Annotated in this window: 6 protein-coding genes; 4 read left to right on the top strand and 2 right to left on the bottom strand. The window is 62.2% G+C overall.

Annotated elements, in window-relative coordinates; all coding sequences use genetic code 11:
• Window positions 1-8: 8 nt before the first annotated feature.
• Together ACQRBV_RS22170 and ACQRBV_RS22165 are read left to right on the top strand one after the other, a co-directional pair.
• On the top strand, window positions 9-1,751 hold the full coding sequence (locus tag ACQRBV_RS22170) for an acyl-CoA dehydrogenase (protein ID WP_411984060.1): 1,743 nt from the start codon (window positions 9-11) through the stop codon (window positions 1,749-1,751).
• A gap of 84 nt (window positions 1,752-1,835) precedes the next feature.
• A complete protein-coding gene (locus ACQRBV_RS22165) occupies window positions 1,836-2,549 on the top strand; it encodes a GntR family transcriptional regulator (RefSeq protein WP_104993573.1) in 714 nt (237 codons plus the stop codon).
• Window positions 2,550-2,555: 6 nt separating this feature from the next.
• On the opposite strand, the gene ACQRBV_RS22160 is transcribed toward ACQRBV_RS22165, so the two are convergent.
• A complete protein-coding gene (locus ACQRBV_RS22160) occupies window positions 2,556-3,506 on the bottom strand; it encodes a PDR/VanB family oxidoreductase (RefSeq protein ID WP_411984061.1) in 951 nt (316 codons plus the stop codon).
• Between the two features lie 27 nt (window positions 3,507-3,533).
• On the bottom strand, window positions 3,534-4,595 hold the full coding sequence (locus ACQRBV_RS22155) for an aromatic ring-hydroxylating oxygenase subunit alpha (protein ID WP_060752851.1): 1,062 nt from the start codon (window positions 4,593-4,595) through the stop codon (window positions 3,534-3,536).
• A gap of 272 nt (window positions 4,596-4,867) precedes the next feature.
• On the opposite strand from ACQRBV_RS22155, the gene ACQRBV_RS22150 reads away from it, so the two are divergent.
• Window positions 4,868-6,589 carry a ShlB/FhaC/HecB family hemolysin secretion/activation protein gene (locus ACQRBV_RS22150; protein WP_411984062.1) on the top strand — a complete coding sequence of 574 codons (1,722 nt, stop codon included), beginning with the start codon at window positions 4,868-4,870 and terminating at the stop codon, window positions 6,587-6,589.
• Window positions 6,590-6,622: 33 nt separating this feature from the next.
• Entirely contained in the window at window positions 6,623-24,079 is a 17,457-nt protein-coding gene (locus tag ACQRBV_RS22145; RefSeq protein ID WP_411984063.1) for a filamentous hemagglutinin N-terminal domain-containing protein, read from the top strand.
• Window positions 24,080-24,086 lie beyond the last annotated feature (7 nt).

The raw sequence follows: 24,086 nt of genomic DNA, 5'->3' as shown, positions 1-24,086 counted from the left end.
GTCTGCCGATGCCCAGCTATGAGGCGCCCTTGCGCGATATGCAATTTGTGCTCGAGCATTGGCTGCAGGCGCCTGATGCGTGGCGCCGCAACCCGGCGTTCGAGGCGTTGGACCTGCCGCTGGCGCTGCAAGTGCTGGAGGAGGCCGCGCGCTTCAGCCAGGGCGTGCTGGCGCCTTTGAACGCCCTGGGTGATCGTCAGGGCTGCCGCTGGCAGACGGGCCAGGTGAGCACCCCGGACGGTTTTGCCCAGGCGTATCAAGCCTATGTCGACGGCGGCTGGCCGGCGCTGGCCTGTGCTGAGGCGCTGGGCGGGCAGGGCTTGCCGCAGGTGCTCGACGCCGCCGTGCAAGAGATGCTCTATGCCAGTAACCACGCCTGGGCCATGTACACCGGCATTGCCCACGGCGCCTACCTGTGCCTCAAGACCCATGCGGCGCCGTGGTTACAGGCGCGTTATCTGCCCGAGATCATCAGCGGCCATAGCTTGCCGACCATGTGCCTGACCGAGCCGCAGGCCGGCAGCGACGTCGGCTTGCTGCGTTGTCGCGCCGAACCCCAGGGGGATGGCAGCTATCGCTTGAGCGGCAGCAAACTGTTTATTTCCGGCGGTGAGCACGACTTCACCGCCAATATCCTGCACCTAGTGTTGGCGCGCCTGCCCGATGCGCCGCCCGGCAGTCGCGGTATTTCGTTGTTCCTGGTGCCCAAGCGTCTGGACGATGGCCGGGCCAATGGCGTGCGCTGTGAGGGCATCGAGCACAAGATGGGCATTCAGGGCAGTGCCACCTGCTCGCTGGTGTTCGACGCCGCCCAAGGCTGGTTGATCGGCGACCCGCATCGCGGCCTGGCAGCGATGTTCGTGATGATGAATTCGGCACGCCTGCATGTCGGCCTGCAAGGCTTGGGGCATGTCGACGCGGCTTGGCAGAACGCCCGGCAGTACGCCGCTGAACGCGTGCAAATGCGCGCACCGTCACGGCCCGCGACAGTGGCGGCGCAAGCCGCTGACCCCATCCGTTATCACCCGGCCATGCGCCGCGTTTTGCTCGAACTGCGCACCACCAGCGAGGGCCTGCGCGCCATCGGTTACTGGGCCGCGCACTTGCTCGATCAGGCTGAGCAGGGGCCGGACCCGGCGGCGGCCGCGTTGGCGTCGTTGCTGACCCCGATCATCAAGGCGTTTTTTACCGAACAGGGGTTTCGCCAGGCCAGCAACGCGTTGCAGGTCTTCGGCGGCTACGGTTATGTCACCGAGTTCGGTATCGAGCAAACCCTGCGTGACAGTCGCATCGCGATGATTTATGAGGGCAGCAATGAGATCCAGGCCAATGACCTGTTGCTGCGCAAAGTGCTGGGCGATGAGGGCCAGGCGTTTGGCTTGTTGCTGGCCGAGCTGCGCGCTGAAGCCGGGCAGGGCCGGAAGCATGCTGAGTGCGCAGGGTTTGCCGACGCGTTGGACAGCCTCTGCGATGCCTTGGCCGGTGCGGTGAGCGCCATACGCGAGCGGTCTGGCGAAGACCGCGAATACCCGTATCGGGCCGCGCCGGACTTCCTCCAGTTGTGTGGCGTAGCGCTGTTGGCCTTTGCCTGGGCACGGGCTGCGCGGGTCTCCAGGGCATTACCCGAAAGCGATCCGTTGCGTAACGCCAAGCTGCAAAGCGCCGGGTTCTTTTTCGATTACCTGCCGTCGCGGCTGGCCCAGCACCTGGGTGCAATCGAGGGGGCACGCGCGGCGCTGGCGTTCGTCTGATTGCACTGACTTGCAGCACGACGACTTGCGATCCGACGACTTGCGATACTATGGGGCGACCCACGTTTTCTGGAAGTTGCCTGGATGAGCAAGCCCGGCCAATTGGTGCTGATTGCACTGCGCAAGATGATTGCCAGCGGAGAGTTGGCGGCGGGTGAGCGCCTGATGGAAATTCCCACGGCGCAGCGCTTCGGCGTTTCGCGCATGCCCGTGCGCATGGCATTCCGTACCCTTGAGCAGGAAGGCTTGCTGGTGCCGTTCGGCGGGCGTGGCTATCAGGTGCGGTCGGTCAGCCCCAGCGATATTGCCGGCGCGGTCGAAGTGCGCGGTGTGCTTGAAGGCCTGGCGGCGCGTCAAGCCGCCGAGCGCGGTTTGTCCGATGACGCGCGCAGGGCGCTTGAGCGCTGTCTGGTCGAAGGCGATCAACTGTTCGACAAGGGGTATGTCACCGAGGACGACCTTGAGGTCTATCACGACCTGAACATGCGCTTTCACCAGGTCATCGTTGAAGGCAGCCATAACCCGGCGATTGCCGATGCCCTGGCACGCAATGACCACCTTCCATTCGCCTCGGTGACGGCACTGGCGGTGGACCGCGAGGACATGGTCCGCGAATACCGCCGCTTCAACTATGCGCACATGCAACACCACTCGGTGTTCGACGCCCTGGTCAATCGCCAGGGCGCACGGGCCGAAGCGCTGATGCGCGAACACGCCAATGCGACGTTGCGCTATGCTGACACCTTCAGCTCAGCCACCGCCGACGCGCGCATGAAGGTGATTTTGCCCGCCTCGTGACACGCCTCAGAGATCGAGCACCAGCATTGGGGTTTTCGAGCGCGAGCAGCACGGCGTGAACTGGTCATTGAGCGCCTGTTCCTGCTCGGTGAGGAACAGGTCACGGTGCTCTGGTACGCCGTCCAGCACGCGAGTCAGGCAGGTGCCGCACACCCCCTGTTCACACGACACGGCAATCGTGATGCCGTGGCTCTCCAGCACCTGCACCACACTCTGGTCGACCGGTATCTCAAAGACCTTGCCAGAGCTGCCGATTTGCACCGAAAACCGCCCATCGAGGCGGCTGTCCACCGGCGCCGCCGAGAAGTATTCGCGATGCAGACAACTGTCCTGCCAGCCCAGCGCACGGGCACTGTCGAGCACATGCTGCATGAACCCGCCCGGGCCGCACACATACAGGTGAACGTCGTCTGCGGGGGCCGCCAGCACCTGGCCAATATCCAGGGCCGTGTCGGGCTGTTCGTCAAAATGCAGGAACACTCGCTCGGCAAATGGCGACGCCTTGAGGCGCTGCACAAACGCTGCGCGTTCGCTGGCACGGGCGCAGTAATGCAGTTCGAAGTCGGCACCTGCCTGGGCGAGGTGTTCGGCCATGCACAGGATCGGGGTGATACCAATACCCCCGGCAAACAACACACTGCGTCGGGCGTCGCACACCAGCGGGAACAGGTTGCGCGGTGCGCTGATGCTCAGGCGGGCGCCTGGTTGCAGCTGTTCGTGCAGGCTGCGCGAACCGCCTCGTGAGGTAGGGTCCTTGAGCACGCCGATCAGGTAGCGATGACGTTCTTCAGGGTGATTGCACAGCGAGTATTGACGGATCAGCCCGTCCGGCAAGTGCACATCAATGTGCGCGCCGGCACTGAAGGCTGGCAATGGGTTGCCATCGACACTGGCCAGTTCAAAGCTGCAAATGTCCTGGGCTTCATTGTTACGCGATACCACCACCACATCGATCATGTTCAGTCCTTCCTGCGTTGGGGTTATTCAGGCGGTGGTTGTGTTGATCAGGTGAGGTTCGACCGCGCGTTCCCGGGCAATCAGGCGTTCGAGAATTTTGCGTGACTGCACGCCGCCGGCATCGATATTCAGCTTGAGCAAATTGCGCGTCGGGTGGGCAAGCAGGTTCTGTTGCTGGCGCTCGAGCATCTCCAGGTCTTCGCTGAAAATCTTGCCCTGACCTTCGCGGATGCTCTCAGTCAGTGCTTCATCGTCGGGCTTGAAGTTGCGCGCCATGCCCCAGAAGTACCAGATCGAGGTGTCGGTCTGCGGGGTGATGAAATCCACCACAATGCTCGCCGCCTTGTGCTCGGCGGCCGCGTGGTAGCCGCCTTTGCCGGCATGGGCCACGCCGACTTCGATCAATACATGGCTGGGCGGGGTGAAGCGGCAGATCTGCCAGCGGTCCACCGGCACATCATCGGCGAGGTTGTTGCCGCGCAAGGCCATGCGCCAGAACGGCGGGGCCAGGATGTTTTCCATGTGCCGGGCGGTGATGACTTCGTCGCCTTCCACGGTGGTCACGGGCGCTGCTTCGTCGATTTCCTTCTGGCCGATACTGGAGGCATGCACGTAGGTTTCGTGGGTCAGGTCCATCAGGTTGTCGATCATCAGGCGGTAGTCACACTGGATCTCGAACAACCCGCCGCCATAGGCCCACTCATCACTCACGGCCCATTCCAGATGTGGGATCAGCGCGGGATCGGCCAGGGCCTGATCGCCCGGCCAGACCCAGATGAAACCGTAGCGCTCGACGGCCGCAAACGTCTTGTTGCAGGGAAACCCGCGTACGCGCTGCCCCGGCATTTCCACCGTCTTGCCATCACCGCCCATCACCAGGCCGTGATAGCCGCAGACCAGGTTGCCGTTCTCGACATACCCCAGCGAAAGCGGGGCACCGCGATGCGGGCAGAAATCCTCGACCGCCATTACGGCGCCATCCAGGCCACGATAAAACACCATTTTTTCAGCGCAGATCTGTCGGCCCAAAGGCTTTTGCGCAATTTCATCAGGGGTGCAAGCGACGTACCAAGTGTTCTTGGGGTACATGACGACTCTCCAGGCAACGCGTTATTTTTATTTAATGGATCCATTAAATGGGCGGCTGGCTGGATAGGTCAACGCTAATGCGGTTATATATTGGGCGATTATCGGTCAATTGGGTTTCAGTGGATCCAATGATCCGTTCTTTAAAAGGACTCAAGGACGGGCAGGGGATCTGTGGCCGTGAAGCGGGATGCACATTTAATTGACGCCACTATATCGCCACCCTATTATCGCCGCCGAATGATGGCACTGAGCCATGTAGAGGGATCTAATCGATGTGGCGTTTTGCACGCCGGACCAGGCTCAGCCTGCTGTCCGCTTTTTTTTGCCTGGGCGCGGGCGGGTGGGCGCAAGCCGCCACACAGCAGGCTGCCCCAGGTATCACCGACCTGATTCGTGATCGCCAGGACCGCCTGCTCGAAGAGCAGCAACGGCGGCTTGAGGATCTCAAGGAATTGCCGGGTAAATCCACGACGCCTGCGACGCCGACAGGGCCTGCCGACACTCGCTGCTTTCCGATCAAAGCCATTGAGCTCTCCGGCGCTGAAGCGTTGTCCGAAGGCGAACGCAACCGCCTGATCAAGCCTTACATCGACCAATGCCTCGGCGTACCGCAGCTTAACGAGGTGCTCAAAGTCATCACTGACCGCTACCTGGCTAAAGGCCTGGTGACCAGTCGCGCCTACCTGCCGCAGCAAGATCTCTCCAGCGGGCACCTCAAGATCCAGGTGGTCGAAGGCAAATTGGAAAGCTTGAAGGGCGCTGAAGGCAGTGGCATCACCGACCGCCAACTGGCGATGAGTTTTCCCGGCAAGCAGGGCGAATTGCTCAACCTGCGCGAAATCGAGCAGATGGTCGACCAGCTCAACCGCCTGCCGTCGAACCAGGCGCAGATGGAGTTGGCGCCAGGCAAGGCCGTGGGTGGCAGCGACGTCCTGGTCAAAAACACCCCGCAGAAGCCCTGGCGCGTGGGCCTGTCGCGCCATAACGGCGGCCAGCGCAGTACCGGCGAGCAGCAGTGGGGCGCGAGCCTGGATTGGGACAATCCATTGGGCCTGGCTGACCAACTGTCGTTGCGCGGCGGGCACGATGCCGTCAGCGACCATCAGAAAACCTCGCGCAATTCGATGCTCAACTACAGCTTGCCGTTTGGCTGGTGGAACCTGACCTACAGCTACACCGAGAGCGAATACCGCTCCCGGGCCGAGGCGAACAATTTCACGTTCAAGCAGACCGGCGACAGCCAGAACCACCAATTGCGCCTGGAGCGCGTGATCCACCGCGATGCCCTCAGCAAAACCTCCCTGAGCACCGGCGTGGCCTACCTGCGCACGAACAATTTCATTGAAGACAGCAAGCTCGCCGTGAGCAGCAACCGTCTCAGTGAAGCCCAGTTCGGCATCAATCACGGGCGACGTATCGGTGAGTCGTTTCTCAACATCGACCTGGGCATGCAAGACGGCATTGGTGCATTCGATGCCCAGGCCAATCATCATCCAAAACCCGGCCAGGCCGATGCGCGCTATCGCAAATACACCGCCACGCTGAGCTACCTGTACCCCTTCAAGTTGTGGGGCGAGTCATTGAGTTTCAGCAGCCTGATGACCGGCCAGCACAGCGAAGACGTGCTGTTCAGCCCACAACGCATGAGCCTGGGCGGGCAGTCGTCGATCCGCGGCTACAAAGACCAGATGCTCGCCGGCGACAGTGGCGGTTACTGGCGCAACGACCTGCGCTGGAGCCGCCCGGTGACCTGGGCCTGGCTACAGCCGGTGCTCAGCGAGTACGGCACCAGCCTGGGTTACGACCAGGGCGTGATCAGCCGCGACCGCTACAACGCCGAGCAGCATGGGCGCATGAGCAGTAACTCGGTGGAGCTGTTTGCCCGTGGCAAGAACGTCGCCGCCAGCGTGACCTTTGCCCACTCTCTGGAACGACCGGCCGCTATCACTGAGCGTGAAGCGCCGATCTATTTCCGACTGGATTTCTTTCTTTAAATTTTTGACCGCCTTCGGGCAACGAGACATGACATGGACGTTCGCCAGTTCGCCTTCCTCGCGCGCCAGCCTTCTGCTGCCGTAAAAAGCCGTACCCACTTCCTGGGGCTGCCTAAACGTGGGTTGGCGTTGATCCTGGCCAACGCCATGTTCTGGCAACCGCTGCTGGCTCAGGCGGACGGTATCGTGGTCAGTGCGCCGGGCACCACGCTCGCGCAAGCGGGCAATGGCGTGCCGATCGTCAACATTGCCGCACCCAACGCCAACGGCCTGTCGCACAACCAGTTTCATGACTACAACGTCGGTGCCAACGGGGTGATCCTCAACAACGCCACCGACCGCACCCAGTCCACCCAGTTGGGCGGCATCATCGTCGGCAACCCGAATTTCCACGGCAGTGCCGCCAACGTCATCCTCAATGAGGTCAACGGCGGCAGCCCCAGCCAGCTGCGCGGTTACACCGAAGTGGCGGGGCAGTCGGCCCATGTGATTGTCGCCAACCCCTACGGCATCAGCTGCAATGGCTGCGGTTTCATCAACACCCCGCAAGCCACGCTGACCACCGGCAAGGCCGTGATCGAAAACGGCCAGATCAACCGCTATCAGGTTGACCAAGGCACTGTTGCCATCGATGGCGCCGGCCTGAATGCGAGCAATGTCGATCAGTTCGAAATCATCACCCGCGCCACCACGATCAATGCGCAGATCCAGGCGAAAAAACTCACCATCGTCGCCGGTCGCAACGATGTGGATGCGCGCACCTTGAATGCCAGCGTACGTGCAGCGGATGGCAGCCAGGCACCGGACCTGGCCATCGACTCGTCGGCGCTGGGTGGGATGTATGTGGGCGCGGTCAAGCTGATCGGCACCGAGGCCGGTGTTGGCGTGCGGTTGTCGGGTGACATGGTGGCCGGCGGCGATATTCGGATTGACGCCGCAGGCAATGTGATCATGGGGCAGACCTCGGCCGGTACGGCGCTGGCGGTCAATGCGGCCAGTGTGCAAGCCAAGGGCGCAGTGTATGCCGGTACCGATCTGTCGGTGAAAACCCAAGGCGCACTGACCAACCAACAAACCCTGGCCGCCAAGGACAGCCTCACGCTGGACGCGGGCGGGCGATTGACCAACAGCGGGATTATCGAAGCCGGCGTCAACCCCGACAACAGCCGCAATGCCCAGGGTGATGTGCGCCTGACAGCCCAGGCCATCGACAATACCGGCAAGACCATCATTGCCAGTCGCGACCTCAGCCTCAATACCGGCGAGCTCACCAACCAAGGCGGCACCCTGAGCGCTCAGCGCAATGCGCAACTGAGCGCCACGAGCCTGGACAACCAGAACCAGGGCCGAATCTTGAGCGCCGGCAGCCTCGGCGTGAACGCGGGGCAGTTGCTCAACAGCCAGGGCGGCCTGTTGACCAGCAGCGCAGCACTGACGGCAACGGTCGGCCAGTTGATCAACCGCAACGGCGAACTGTCGAGCCTTGGCCAGGCCAGCTTGCAGGTGGCGATGCTGGATAACGTGGCCGGCCTGGTGTCGGCCGGGCAAACCTTGAACCTGAATGCCAGCTCCGCCATCAACAACCAGGCCGGGCGGATCGCTGCGCACCAGGCCGTGCAGTTGAATGCCGCTTCCCTGGACAACAGCCAACAAGGATCGCTGACCAGCCAAGGTACGCTCGCTGTTGAACTCAGTGGCAGCCTGGCCAACCAACAGCAGGGCCGTATCGAGTCCAGCGGCAACGCGACGGTCAAGGTCGGTGCGCTGGATAACCAGCAGGGTGGGGCGCTCACCAGCGGCCAGGCCCTGGACCTGACGGCGGGTGCGGTGAATAACAGCGGCGCTGGTCGGATCGCCAGCGCTCAAGGCTTGAACGCGAATCTCGGCAGCCTCGATCAACACGACGGCGGGCGTTTATACAGCAACACCGACTTGAGCCTGAACCTCAACCAGGGTCACCTGGACAACCGCAACGGGCTGATCAACGCCGCTGGGCAGTTGACCCTTGGCAACCTCAACAGCGTGGATAACCGCCAAGGTGAGATTTCCAGTGCGCGGGCGTTTACCGTCGCCGCACGCACGGTCGATAACGCGGCCGGCAAGCTGCTCAGCGACCAGGGGCTGACCCTGCAGATTGCCCAGGTCTTGAATAACGGTGCGGGGCTGATTGCGGCCGCCGGCCTGCAAATCGATGCCGCCGGCCTGGTCAATGACCAGAACGGCAGCCTGAACAGTCGCGCTGCGCTGAACGCTCGGGTCACGGGGGTGCTGGATAACCGTGGCGGCAGCGTCAGTGCTGTCGGCGCGAGCCAGGTCAATGTGGGCAGCTTGAACAACGGCGGCGGCCGTATCTCCAGCCAGCTCGAGCTGGCGCTGGACCTCAACCGTGGGCACTTGGACAATCAGGCAGGCGTGATCGGCACGCCCGGCCAGTTGCTGCTGAACAACCTCAATACTGTCGACAATCGCAACGGGGAAATCTCCAGCACTACCGGCTTCACGCTGCAAGCCGACAGCCTGGATAACCGCGGCGGCAAGGTCTTGAGCGAGCAGTCGCTGATGCTGGCCGTTGCCCAGGCGTTGAATAACGCTGCAGGCCGGGTGAGCGCCGCATCGTTGCAGGTACACGCCGGCAATCTCGACAACAGCGGCGGTCATCTGGTGGCGCAGAACGGCCTGACCCACGACGTCGACGCCACACTGCTCAACCGCAATGGCGAAATCCTGGGCCGCGATGTGCGGCTGACGGCGGGCGTACTGGACAACGCCCAAGGTCGGATACAGGGCGACACTCTGCTGAAGATCAACAGCGGCGACCTGAGCAATCGCAATGGCACCCTGGCAAGCAGCCAGACCCTGCAACTCACTGCGGCCAGCCTCGACAACACCCTTGGCAAGCTCACCAGCAATGCCGCGTTGACCGCCGCCATTGCCGGTCACCTGCTTAACCAGAGCGGGTTGTTCAGCGCAGGCACCGACCTGCAACTGAACAGCGCCGACCTGGACAACCAGGGCGGCCAGCTCAGCGCCGGCGGCGCCCTGCAATTGCGCACCGGGTTGCTGGATAACAGCAGCGGCGGGCGCATCAACGGCCAGCGCCTCAGCGCGAATGTGACCGGCCTGGACCAGCACAACGACGGTCGTCTCTACAGCCAGGGCGACTTGAGCCTGGACCTCAATCGCGGGTATCTGAACAACCAGGGTGGATTGATCAACGCACCGGGGTCGTTGCTGTTGAATAACCTCAACAGCGTCGACAACCAAGGCGGGGAAATTTCCAGCGTCAGCGGCTTCAGCCTGCAAGCGGACAGCCTGGATAACACCCTGGGCAAGGTTTTGAGCGAGCAGGCCCTGACCTTGCGTATCGCCCGTGCGCTGGGGAACACCAAAGGCCTGGTGTCGGCCACTAGCCTCGACGCAAGGGCTGGGAGCTTGAGCAACCAGGGCGGCAAATTGTCTGCGCGTACCGCGTTGAACCTCGGCGTGGATGGGCTGTTGGATAACCGCAGCGGCGAGTTGCTGGCCAATGACCTGGCGTTGACCGCCGGTTCACTCGACAACAGCGCAGGGCGCGCCCAAGGCGATCGCAGTGTGGCCCTCAGCAGCGCCGCCCTGATCAACCAGCACGGCACCCTGGCGGCCGGCGAGACCTTCACCCTCAATGCCGCCAGCCTGGATAACAGTGAAGGCACGCTGACCAGCGACGGCGCCCTGACCGCCGTGATCGCCGGGCAGTTGCTCAACCAGGCAGGCTTGCTGGCTTCCACCGGTCATCTACGCCTGAACCTGGGCAGTCTGGATAATCAACGCCAGGGACGCATCAGCAGCAAGGCCGACCTGACCCTCGTCGGCACCACGCTCGATAACCGCAACGGCAACCTTGCAGCGGTCGGCGTCTTGAAAATCAACGCGGCCAGCCTGGATAACCGCCAGGGCAGCGTGTATGCCAACCAGAATCTCGACCTGGCGTTGGACGGTGCCCTGAACAACAGCCAGCAGGGACGCTTGCGTGGTGATGCCCAATTGAGCCTGAAGGCAGGCCAGGTGGATAACAGCGACGGTGGGCGCGTCAGCGGTGGGCAGTCGCTCAGCGCCAGCGTGACGGGGTTGGACCAGCACAACGATGGTCGCCTGTTCGGCCAGGGCGACGTCAGCCTGGATCTCAATCGTGGCCATCTGAACAATCAGGGCGGTGCCATCACCGCACCGGGTCAATTGCGGCTGAGCAACCTCAACAGCGTCGCCAACCAGGGCGGGGAAATCTCCAGTAGCCGGGCGTTTACCCTGGCCGCCGATACGCTGGACAACCGCAACGCCAAGGTCCTCAGTGAACAGGCGCTGACTCTGCGAATTGCGCGCGCCCTGGACAACACCCTGGGCCTGCTGTCCGCCCACGCGCTGGACCTGCGTGCCGGCAGCCTGGACAACCTCGGCGGCACACTCAGTGCGACTGACGGCCTGACGGTGCAGGTCGACGCTGCGCTGGACAACCGCAACGGTAAACTGCTGGCGCGCACCGCCTCGGTCAATACCGGCTCCCTGGATAACCGCGAGGGCTTGCTCCAGGGCGATGCCACGCTGAACCTCACCAGCCTTGGTGCCCTGGATAACCGTCAGGGCCTGGTGTTTGGCGCCCAGGCGCTGGACATCACGGCGGGCAGCCTGGATAACAGCAGCGGCAAACTCTATTCCAAGCAACAACTGGCCGTGTCGGCCAAGGGCGCGTTGGGCAACGCTCAAGGCACGCTCAACAGCGATGGCACCCTGGTGCTCACGGCCGGGCCGGTAGACAACAGTGCCGGCGGACGCATCACCAGCCAGCAGCAACTCACGGCCTCCGTCACGGGCCTTGATCAACACAACGATGGCCGCCTCTACAGCCAGGCGGGTGTGAGCCTGGACCTCAACCACGGCCACCTGAACAACCAGGGCGGCTTGATTCATGCCCCGGGTGCGCTGCTGCTAAACAACCTGGCCAGCGTGGATAACCAGGGCGGCGAAATCTCCAGTACCCAGGCGCTGACGTTCAGCGCCGACAGCCTGGATAACCGCGCCGGCAAGTTGCTCAGCGAACAAGGGCTGATCGTGCGCATTGCCAAGGCCCTGGACAATACCAAGGGCCTGGTTTCCGCCACTGGCCTGGACTTGCGCGCTGATCGCCTGGTGAATGCCGAGGGCTCGCTCAAGGTCCGCGACAACCTGACGGCGCAGGTCGACACGGCACTCGACAACCGCCAGGGCGAAATCCTCGGCGCAAGTACCGCCCTCACGGGGGCGTCGCTGGACAACAGCCAAGGGCTGATCCAGGGCGACAACCGGCTCACCCTTGAGCACTCGGGCGCGGTAGCCAACCGCAACGGCCGCCTTGTCACGGGCCAGGTCTTGAACCTGAGCGCCGGCAGTCTCGACAACACCCAGGGCAAACTGACCAGCGACGGTGTCCTGAATGCGTTGATCAGCGGTCAGTTGCTCAACCAGGCGGGGCTGTTGGCCGCCACTACCCAGCTGCAATTGACCGCTGCCAGCCTGGATAACCAGGCCAAAGGCCGTATTACCGGCAAGAACCACCTGAACCTGAGCGTCGGCCAATTCGACAACCGTGGCGGCAGCGTCGCGGCGGTGGGGCAATTGCAGGTCAACGGCACCACGCTGGATAACCGTGACGGCGGCTTGCTCAACTCAGGCCAGGCCATGACCCTGGCGGTGGACACGCTGGATAACCGCGCCGGGGAAGTCTCCAGCGTCACCGACCTGACGCTCACCGGCCAGCAGTTCGACAACAGCGCCGGCGGGCGCCTGCTGGCCAACGGCGACATGCAGTTGACCCTGCAGCGCTTGAACAACCAGCTCAAGGGCATCATCTCCGGGCAGCAGTCGCTCCACCTGAACGCCGCGCAATGGGACAACAGCGCCCAGGGCAGCCTGTACGCCAAGCGCAGCCTCGGCATCACCTTGAGCGATCACCTGAATAACCAACAAGGTGCGTTGCGCAGCGATGGCGACCTGAACCTGCATGCGGCCAGCCTGGCCAATGACAACGGGCGCATCAGCAGCGCCGCACCGCTGGTACTGACCACCTCGGGCGCGATCAGCAACCAGAAAGGCGAGTTGCTCAGCGCGGTCGCCTTGACCTTGACCAGCGCCAGCCTGGACAACCTGGGCGGGAAAATCATCGGTGACGGTGCCGTGCAGGTCACCACCGGCGCTTTCAACAACCAGCAGGGCGGGCGGCTGACCAGCGCCCAGCGCCTCAACCTGGCGGCAGGGCAGGTGGACAACCGTGGACAGGGTCGCATCGCCAGCGCCAACACCCTCACCGCCAGCATCACCGGGCTTGACCAGCGCGGCGGTGGCCAGCTTTACAGCACGGGTGCGCTGACCCTGGACCTGAACAAAGGCCACCTGAACAACGCCGCAGGCTTGATCAGTGCGCCAGGCCAGCTGTTGCTCAAGAACCTGGCGACGGTCGCCAACCAAAGCGGCGAGATCTCCAGCAAACAGGCGTTCACCCTGGCCGCGCAAAGCCTGGATAACACCGACGGCAAAGTGCTGAGCGACCAGGCGCTGGACCTCAAGATCGATCAGGCGTTGATCAACCGCAACGGCCAGGTTTCTGCGGCCGGGCTCACGGCTCAAGCGGCAAGCCTGGACAACAGCGAGGGCGTTTTCAGCAGCTCGAAAGACCTGAGCCTGGCGTTGGCCGGTGACCTGCTCAACGTCGACGGCGAAGTCTCGAGTGCCGGCGCCAGCGTGGTCAACGCCATGACCTTGAACAACCACAACGGTCAGGTGATGGGCGATGTCAGCCTCGACCTGGCGATCCAGGGCGCACTGGCAAACCAGGCGGGCACCCTTGGTGCCGCCCAGCGCCTGCAAGTCACGTCGGCGAGCCTGGACAACAGCCAGGCCGGCAGCCTGGTCAGCGATGGCAGCCTGCGCGTGAAAGTCGACGGTTTGCTGGACAACCAGGCCAAGGGCAGTGTGATGGCCAAAGGGCTCATGGACATTCAGGCGGCGAGCCTGGACAACCGTGGCGGGCGTGTTTCCGGGCAGAACCTGCTGACCCTGCGCGGCAACAGCCTGGATAACCGCGCCGGCGCGATCCGCGCCAACCAGGACCTGAACCTCTACCTCGGCCAGTTGGACAACCGCGAGGGCGTGCTCAACAGCAAGCAGGCCCTGGGCATCACGGGCCAGTCGCTGAGCAACCAGGGTGGCTTGCTCAGCGCCGCAGGCCCCGTACGTCTGGCGCTGGAAAACGCCAATAACGACAAGGGGCGCATCGCCAGCCAGGCCGACCTGGACGCTACCATCGGCACCTTGACGCAACAAGGTGGCGAGCTGGTTGCCCAAGGCAATCTGTCCCTCACCGGCACCCGCCTCGAGAACCGCGACGGTGCTTTGGTCGGGGCCACAAAAGCGCTGAAACTCAAGGTCGACAGCGTCGATAACCGGGCCGGCGAAATCTCCAGCCAGATAGACGCCGAGCTCAGCGGCCAGCGCCTGGACAACAGCGGTGGCAAGCTGCTGGCCGGGACGGCGCTGCAATTGGCCGTGGCCCAGGTGATCAACCAGGCCAAGGGGCTGGTGTTCGCCCAGGATGCACGCTTGACCGGCACGCGCCTGGATAACGCCCAAGGCACCTTTGCCGGCCAGCGCTCGCTGGCGATTCAACTGGCGGCGGGGCTGGATAACAGCTACGGCAAGATCAGCAGTGAAGGGACGTTGCAACTGCTCGGCCAACGCATCGATAACACCGGCGGCAGTGTTTCCAGCGCCGGTACGCTGGACATCAGCAGCGCCAATGAGCTGCTCAACCAGGGCGGTATCCTCGAGACCGCCCAAACCCTCGCCCTGACCAGCGCGAGCCTCGACAACAGCCAGCAGGGCCTGATCAAAAGCCAGGGCGCCGCGACCCTGGACACCGGCCTGTTCAACAACACCGTGGGCGGGCGCCTGATCAGCGCCGACAGCCTCGACCTCAAGGCGGCCCAGGTCAGCAACGCCGGCCGCATAGCCAGCGCCGGCAGCCTGAACGCCAGCCTCACCGGCCTCACCCAGCAGGGTGGCGAGTTGTTCAGTAACACCCAACTGAACCTGGATTTGAACCACGGTGACTTGAACAACGCCGGTTTGATCAACGCACCGACCCTGATGCTGAAAAACCTCGGCAACCTCAACAACCAGAACGGTGAGATCTCCAGCCAGAACGCCTTCACCCTGGCAGCGCGCAACCTCGACAACAGCAACGGCAAGCTGATCAGCAACCAGGCGTTGACCCTGCGCATCGACCAGGCCCTGGCCAACCTCAAAGGCCGTATCAGCAGCGCCGGCCTCTACAGCCGCAGTCTCAGCCTGGACAACACTGAGGGGCTGGTCAGCAGCCGGGGTGTCCTGGACCTCAGTGCCGGCGACCTGATCGATAACCAGCGCGGCACCCTGATGGGCGACGGCAAGGTGTTACTGGCCAGCACCAACCTGGACAACCGTGGCGGCGAAATCGCCGGCAAGGCTGAACTGACGGTCAACGCGAACCGCCTCGACAACCAGCAAGGCCAGTTGATCGGCACCGACACCCTGCACCTCAGCGGTGCCAGCCTCGATAACCGTGGCGGCCTGATCGGCGCCACAAAAGCGCTGACACTCGATGTGGCCGGCATCGACAACCGCGCCGGTGAATTGACCAGTAACGCCGACGTCAACGTCACCGGCCAACGACTGGATAACAGCGACAACGGCCAAGTCTTCGCCGGCAGTGGCCTGAACCTCAGCGTCGATCAACTGCTCAATCGCCACGGCGGTCAACTCAGCGGCCAGCGCCTGATGCTGGCGGGCACCGGCTTGGATAACAGTGGCGGCAAGCTCCTCAGCCAACAACCAATGCAAGTGGAACTGGCCGGCGACCTGGACAACAGCCAGGGCTTGCTGAGCAGTGAAGGGACCCTCGACGTCAAGGCGCGCAGCCTCAACAACACCCAGGGCAGCCTCTCCAGCGCACAGGGCTTGAGTGTCGAAGTCACCGGCCAACTGAACAACCAGAACGGTGAACTGGTCACCGACGGCGCCCTGGTGCTGCGCAGCGCCGGCCTGGGCAACCAGCAAGGCAGCCTGAGCGGTAAAGGGCCGGTTGCGGTCACCACCGGCGTGCTGAATAACCAGGGCGGGCGCCTCAACAGCGGCGACACGCTCAACCTGAGCGCGGGCCAACTCAACAACGGTGGCAGCATCGGCAGCGCCAAGGCGCTTACGGCCAGCGTCACGGGCCTGGACCAGCAGGGCGGCAAACTCTTCAGCAACACCCGCCTGAGCCTCGACCTGAACAACGGCCAGTTGAACAACCAGGGCGGCCTGATCAATACCCTCGGCCCGCTGCTGCTCAACAACCTCAATGCCGTCAACAACCAGAACGGTGAAATCTCCAGCGCCCAAGCCTTCACCCTGGCCGCGCAAAGCCTGGATAACAGCAACGGTAAACTGCTGAGCAACCAGGGCCTGACGCTGCGCCTCGCCCAGGCACTGGCCAACGTCAAGGGCCTGATCGGTGCGGCCAGCCTCAACGCACAGGCAGGCTCGGTGGACAACCGCGGCGGCACCCTGACCAGCCGCAGCGACCTGCAGCTGACCAGCGAAGGTCTGCTCAATAACCAGGACCAGGGTTTGATCAGTGCCAAGCAGGCGCTGACCCTGACCAGCGCCAACCTGAACAACCAGAACGGCAGCCTGCTCGGTACGGCAGGCGTCACCCTCAGCGCCATGGCGCTGGACAACCGTGCCGCCGGCCTGATCAACAGCCAGGGCACCCTCAACCTGAGCGCCGCCAGCCTGGACACCGGCAGCGGCGGCGAGGTCTCCGCCAAAGGCGCGATGGACCTGAACCTGAGCGCCCTGAGCCTGGCGGGTGGCCGTGTCATGGGTGAACAACGCGTCACCCTGGACCTGAACAACAACGACCTGGATAACCGCAACGGCTTGATCCTCGCCAAAGGCCCGTTGACCCTCAACCGACTGCGCACCTTCAACAACCAGAACGGCGAACTGTCCAGCCAGCAAAACCTCGCCCTGAGCACCGGCACCCTGGATAACAGCGGCGGCAAGCTGATCAGCAGCCAGGTGCTGACCGTCAACGCGACCAACCTGCTCAACCAGAGCGGCCTGGTTTCCGGTTGGCAGGGTCTGAACGTCTACGGCGGGCGCCTCGACAACCGCAACAACGGCACCCTGTCCAGCCGCAGCGGGGCAGTCGACGTGGGCCTTTCCGGCGAACTGCTCAATGGCGGTGCCGGTGCCCTGGTCAGCCAAGGGCAACTGAGCGTACGGGCGGCCAGCCTCGACAACAACGGCGGCATTCTGTCCAGCGGCGCCGGGCAAAGCCTGGTGATCAGCGCCGGGCTGAACAACGCCAACGGCGGCCTGATCGACAGCGGCGCCGATCTCGACCTGCAAGCCGCCACTCTCGACAACCAGGCCGGCACCGTCAACGCGCAGCAGGCGCTCAGCGTGACCGGCACCGACCTGCACAACCAGGGCGGCACGCTCGCCAGCAACGGCCGCTTGACCCTCAACCTGCTGAGCATCCTCGACAACACCAACGGCAAGCTGGCCAGCGCCGGCCCGTTGCTGTTGCAGCGCGCTGCCCAAGTCAACAACCAGGGCGGCCAGATTGCCAGCCAGGGCCTGCTGACGCTGCTCACCGGCGGCCTCGACAACCGCCAGCACGGCACCATCGCCGGCAAGGACCGTGTAGCAATCACCAGCACCGGCGTCCTGCAAAACGACGCCGACGGTTTGATCTACAGCCAGGGTGCAGACCTGCAAGTCAAGGCTACCAGCCTGAGTAACCGTGCGGGCGTGGTACAGGGCCAAAGTGGCTTGAGCCTGGATGTCAGCGGTGAGCTGGATAACCAGGATGGCAAGCTTCTGGCGCAAAGCGGTGATGTCAGTGCCAAAGCCAATACCCTGAACAACCAGGGCGGCACACTCGCCAGCCTCAAGGGCCTGTTGGATGCCAACGTGGCTGACAGGCTGCTGAACGGCTATAGCCAGGTCGGCAAGGCCGGCGTGATTCAGGGCCAGCGCTTGAACCTGATCGCCGGCAGCGTGGATAACCAACACGGGCGTATCGCCGCGCAAAATGGCGACGCCGTGGTCAACGCCAATTATTTCGCCAACGCCTACGGCGGCCTGTATGCCAAGGACCTGCTGCGGGTCGGCGGTGCGGGGCTGGACAACAGCTTCGGGCAAATGGCGGCGAACCGGGTTGAACTGGGGCTCAGCGGCCAACTTAGCAACCACTCGGGGATTATCGAGAGCGACACACTGCTGAGCGTGCAAGCCGGCAGCCTCGACAACCAGGGCGGCCAATTGCGCGCTATGGGCAGCGGCGGCAAGACCGACTTCCAGGTCGGCGGCGTATTCGACAACCGCAACGGCCGCCTGGAAACGCGCACCAGCGACCTCACTCTCAATGCCGCAAGCTTCCAGAACCAGGGCGGCAGCCTGCTGCACAGCGGCACCGGCACGTTTGATATTGCCACCGCGAACCTGACCAATGCCGGGGGCACTGTCGTCACCCAAGGGGGCTTGACCCTGGCCGCTGATACCTGGACCAACAGCAGTGTGATCCAGGCTGGGCGTTTGACGGTGAACGTTAATACCTTGAATCAAGCCGCAGGCGGCCAGTTGTTGGCGTCTGACAGCTTCGTAGGCAGTGGTGGTAACTGGAACAACGATGGCTTGATCGCCAGCGATGGCACGGCCCAATTGACGCTGGCCGGCAGCTATGGCGGCAATGGGCGTTACAGCAGCGTGGGTAACCTGGGCCTGAGTGCCGGGCAAGTGAACCTGAGCACGGCGGCGAGTATTGCCGGCGGACAGGACAGCACGATCAACGTGGGCGGCCAGTTGACTAACGCCGGGCGTCTGACCTCGGCCAACAACATGACCGTCACGGCAGCAGATGTCAGCAACACCGGCACACTGGCGACAGGCGCCAATCTGACCCTCAGCAGCAACACCCTGCTCAACAGCAATGGGTTGATCACCAGCGGCGGCGACATGCAGTTGCTGGCCACCCGCTTTACCAACACCTACGCCGATGTTTACGGGCTGGGTAATGTCCTGATCGCCAAAGATGCCAGCCAGACCAAAGCCGATTTGCTGGATAACCGTTCGGGCACCGTCGAGAGTGCGAAAAACCTGACCGTCAGTGCCATGACCGTCAATAACGTCAGGGACGTGTTGGAGTATTCGGGGCATGAAAAAAGTTCGGTCAAGATCACCGAACTCGACTGCAACCTGATCCCAGGTGCGGGATGTGACTTCCGCAGCAAAGGCCGTCGAAATGGTCTGTGGCAAATCGATGAAATCGATCGCTTGAACGTTACCCGCAGCAGCGTGGCCTCGGCGCTCAGCAGCGGCGCTGACATGCAGATCGACGCCCAGACGCTCAACAACCTGAGCAGCACCATTGCTGCCACGGGCAACCTCACCGCCAACGCGACCACTATCAATAACCAAGGTGTGCAAGCCCAGGAGATCAAGACCACCCGCACGTATTGGAACTTTGTCACGCAAATCTTCCAGGCGCTGCCGGCGGCCGCCAACTTCAATGCAAAAAATAGCCCTGCGCCCTCGGCGACCGTCGAAGCAGACCTCAGCTATTTCCTCAGCCTCATGGGGGGCGGCAAGCTTTCCGAAAAAACCACCACGCTCAATAGCGATGGCCAATCCTACGATGCGGTCATCCAGGCGGGGGGCAACGTCGCACTGAACGCTGCCCAGAACATCAACAACAGCGTGGTGCGTCCTTACTACGCCTATGTAGCAGCCGGCCGCACGAAAGCCGACACAGGCGCAGGAAGTGGCTATTCGACGGCGATCTCCATCAATTCGCAGTTGCCTCCCAACCTGGCCCAACAGCAAGTGAACCCCCTCGCGCTCCCGGGCTTCAGCCTGCCCACCGGCCAGAATGGTTTGTTCCGCCTGAGCGGGCAGGGCGCCAGCAGCGGGCAAGCGGCTCAAGCTAATGCCGGGCCTCAGAGCTGGACCCTTGGCGCCGCCAGCGTCGGTTTGGCGCAACGCCAACAGACCCTTCCCGAAACCCAGGGGCGGACGATTCAGTTAGAAGAGGTCACCCAGCTCTCCGCCAACAGCCGACAGGTATCGGTTACGGCCCGCGAGGCCAGCGGAATCAACGCCAGGGCCAGTGCCGTTAACATCGCCGGCATAGGCAATGCCGATGCGGTCACGCTGCAACCTGGCCGTACCAGCGGCGGCGATATCACCCAGGTCGATGGCATCAACACCCAAAACCCTGTTGAAGGCTCGCGGCCGACGGTTGATGTCTCTCGTCCGAATGTCGACCTGTCAGGCCTGACGCCCGCTGAGCGCGACGCCCGTATCGTGCTGACCACACCCGATGGAACGTCGTCTGGCGGCACCCGCCCTGACCAGAACGTCCCAAGCCTCTCAACTGCTGATCGCGCGACCAGCGTTGTAGCCGTTGCGCCGAGTAGCACGCGCCCCGACCTTGACCTGCCGGGCCTGATCCCACAGGCCCCTGTTACACCGGTTAGTGTCGTTGCGCCGCAGCCATCCGTGGTGGCTCCGGTGGCGCCCCTGCCACGAGAGACCCCGTCGGTCACGTCGCCAGTCGATCAGCCTGGTGCAAGCGTCAGCAGCCGACCTGCCGTGGTCGCAGTTGTGCCATCTGCGGCTGAACCGACTCCGGTTGCCAGCCAGACCGTCAACCGGGTCCAAGGTCTTCCAGACAAGAGCGCGGTGTCGCAGCCGCACAAATACTTGGTCGAAACCAACCCGGTGCTCACCGGCATGAAGCAATTCATGAGCTCGGACTACCTGCTGTCCGGGCTGGGCTACAACCCGGACGAGAGCGCCAAGCGCTTGGGCGATGGTTTCTACGAACAACGCCTGGTTCAGCAAGCCGTCGTCGCACGTACCGGCCAGCGTTTCCTCGATGGGCAAACCAGCGACGAAAAGCTGTTCAAATACTTGATGGACAATGCCATCGCCAGCAAGCAAACGCTGAACCTGGCGGTAGGTGTCAGCCTGAGCTCCGAGCAAGTCGCGGCGCTGACCCACGACATCGTCTGGCTGGAAAAAAGCGTGGTCAACGGCGAAGAGGTGCTGGTGCCGGTGCTGTACCTGGCCAACGCCAACAACCGCCTGGGGCCCAACGGCGCGCTGATTGCGGGCAACAACGTCAGCTTGATCGCGGGCCAGAACCTGGACAATGTCGGCACCTTGCGTGCCGGCAACAACCTGTCGGCCAAGGCCGGCAACGACCTGGTCAACAGTGGCTTGATCGAAGCGGGTAACCGACTGGACCTGCTGGCGGGCAACAACATCGTCAACAAGGCCGGCGGCATCATTTCCGGACGCGACGTCACCATGACCGCCGTAAATGGCGACGTGATCAACGAACGCACCGTCACCGGCCACGACAGCAGCGATGGTGTCATCAGCGAACACAGCGACTTTCTCGACAGCGCCGCACGTATCGAAGCGGCCAACGACATGAGCATCAGGGCCGGCCGCGACTTCTCCAACCAGGGCAGCGTGCTGCAAAGCGGGCGCGACACCACCATCCAGGCCGGCCGCGACCTGAGCTTCGGCTCAGTGGAGCAGGCCAACAGCAACGCGAACCTCAGCGCCCGCAACAACAGCCGCTCCGTCACCCAGAACGGTTCGTCGGTGACGGCGGGTCGCGACCTATCAGCGATTGCTGGCCGCGATCTGACAGCAATTGCCAGCCAGATGGATGCCAAGCGGGATGTCGCGATGTCGGCGGTGGGCGACCTGACGATGGCTTCGGCGGCGGACGAGCAGCATTCGGCGTTGAACCTGAAGAAGGTGAAGGCGCAGGAAGACCATGTGAGCCAGGTGGGCACGTCGGTCAAGGCTGGCGGGGATGTCTCGCTGAGTGCTGGCAAGGACCTGGCGATGATTGCCAGCCGCGTCAGTGCGGGGGATGAAGCGTATTTGGTGGCGGGTGGAAAGCTGGGGTTGCTGGCGGCGGAAGACAGCGATTATTCGCTGTATGACATGAAGAAGAAGGGGAGCTTCGGGAGCAAGAAGACTCAGCGGGATGAGGTCACGCAGGTCACCAACATCGGGAGTGAGATCACGACCGGGGGGGATCTGACGCTCAAGAGTGGTAGTGATCAGGTGTATCAGGCGGCCAAGCTTGAGAGTGGGCAGGACATTACGTTGGATAGTGGTGGTGGTATTACATTTGAGGCCGCCAAGGATCTGCATCAAGAGAGCCACGAGAAATCCAACAACAACGCATTCTGGGTATCGGCAAAGGGCAAGGGCAAAACCGACGAGACCGTACGCCAGACCCAAATGGTGGCTGAGGGCAACATTGCGATCAAAGCCGTTGAGGGCCTGAAGATCGACGTCCTGCAGGTCAACCAGCAAACCGTCAGCCAATCCATTGATGCGATGGTCAAGGCAGACCCGCAGTTGGCTTGGCTTAAAGACGCCGAAAAACGCGGTGACGTGGACTGGCGCCAGGTCAAGGAAATTCACGATAGCTTCAAATACAGCAACTCGGGGCTTGGGCCGGCGTCGCAGATCATTATTGCGATTGTGATGTCGGCAGTACTGGGGCCGATGGCAGCTACGGCTGCGGGAGGAACCGTAACGGGGGCTGCTGTGGGGGCCGTTGCGTCCGGGGCTGCTACCAACGCCACCGTGAGCGTCATCAATAATCGGGGCAATTTGGGGGCGGTACTCAAGGATGTGACTTCTTCGGATGCGATGAAGGGGTATGTCATCTCAGGCGTCACAGCTGGTTTAACTGCCGCCTATTTTGATGGTTGGACCGGAACACATACGGATACGGCTACTGGCCAAGTTATCGGTCCGAAGTTATACACCGTGAACGGTGTGGGGCAGTTTGCCGCAAACCAAGTACTTCAAAATGGCACCTCTATGCTGCTGAGCAAAGCGCTTGGGCAAGGCGGTAGTGCCAGTGACGCGTTGAAAAGTGCACTGTTCAATACCTTGGCCGCCGCCAGCTTTAACGCTGTGGGCGATTACACCAAAGGCGTAGTCGCTGATGGTTCTGTGCCGAAAATTGCCATTCATGCCATGGTCGGAGGGTTGCTGGCAGAGGCGACAGGTGGAGATTTCCAAACAGGTGCCTTAGCAGCCGGGGCGAACGAAGCTTTGGTTGCGGACCTTAACAAACTGGTTAAGGGCGATGGGCGCTTATTGACCATGAGTTCTCAAATCGTTGGCGTTTTGGCTGCGGCTGCTCAAAAGGATGTGGATGCTAGCAAACTGGAGAAAGGAAAGTGGATCGCGCAGAACTCTACGCAGTACAACTTTTTAGGTGATCACTCTGCACCGGAACGAGATAAAGCCCGGGAGGACTTTGAGAGAGACCGAGGGATAGGCGCCGCTAAAAAACTTGTTTCCTTGGAGGGGGCTGATCAACGCAGCGACAATTTGCTGGCAGCCTACAAGAAAGATCCTGGGTCTTTATCCAAGGACGATGTATCCGAGTTAACGGCCTATCTTCAGGTCTATACCTATGAGCAGGTAGCGTCAAAAGGCGAAGCAAAGGCACGTCTAGACCTAGAGAACCTGTTGAATAATGGGCCGGCCCCCACTACCGATTTCTATTACGCAGGTACCACCGAGGCAAAAAATGCTTACGGTGACACCGCTCGCGCGGAACTGGGGTGGCTAGAGAAGCTCTATTGGTCCCGCGACAAAAGCGCCAACGAATTGACTTACAAGGACGCCAAAGGTGTCTTACGAGAGAGTTACGAGCAGCAAGGTCTTGCGAATATCGGCAATCCTGCCATTTATGGACTTTCTGGTCCTTTAGGCGCTACTGTTCGAATTGCTGCTGCAGCCGATGGGGTGCTTCAAGCCGGTTACGGTGCAAACCAGGCTATCAACGGTGACGGATGGAATGCTGCGGGTAATATTCTATTCGGGACGTTAGCGGTTGCGGGGCTGGGGGTTCCTGGGGCTAAGCCTGGTGTTTTCGGTGCAAAAGGTGCCGGTTCTAGTGGTTTCAGTGGCGGTAAACCATCTATTGTTGATGATCCATATAGCCCGAATGCTGTTACTGAAAGGTCTAGCGTAAATAGAGATTATTATGGTCGGGAAAATGCTGCCGATGAGTTTTCTGCTGGTCTTCCAGATTATGCAACGCATTCAACAGCAAAGAGCTATCAGTCAACGGCGCCAAGAGATCTGAACGAGCAGACTTTGTGGAACAGAGTGACAGAAAATCCCTCTGCCGGCCGTGATACAAAACTAGCGGGCGATAAAGACTTCCCGCGGAGTGAGGGATGGAAAAAAATGGAAGTAAGTCACCGTCTATCTAGCGGAGAAAATATAACCATCCACTACCAGTACAACTCCGTAACCGGTAAAGCATACGATATGAAAATTACTACGCCGCAACAGCTGCCCCCTGTGCTGCAGCCCGGTAGGACTATTGAGTGATGTGGAT

It is taken from the genome of Pseudomonas sp. R11F, assembly GCF_050312575.1.
Classification (GTDB): Bacteria; Pseudomonadota; Gammaproteobacteria; order Pseudomonadales; family Pseudomonadaceae; genus Aquipseudomonas; species Aquipseudomonas palleroniana.
This window is presented reverse-complemented; position numbering and strand designations above follow the sequence as displayed.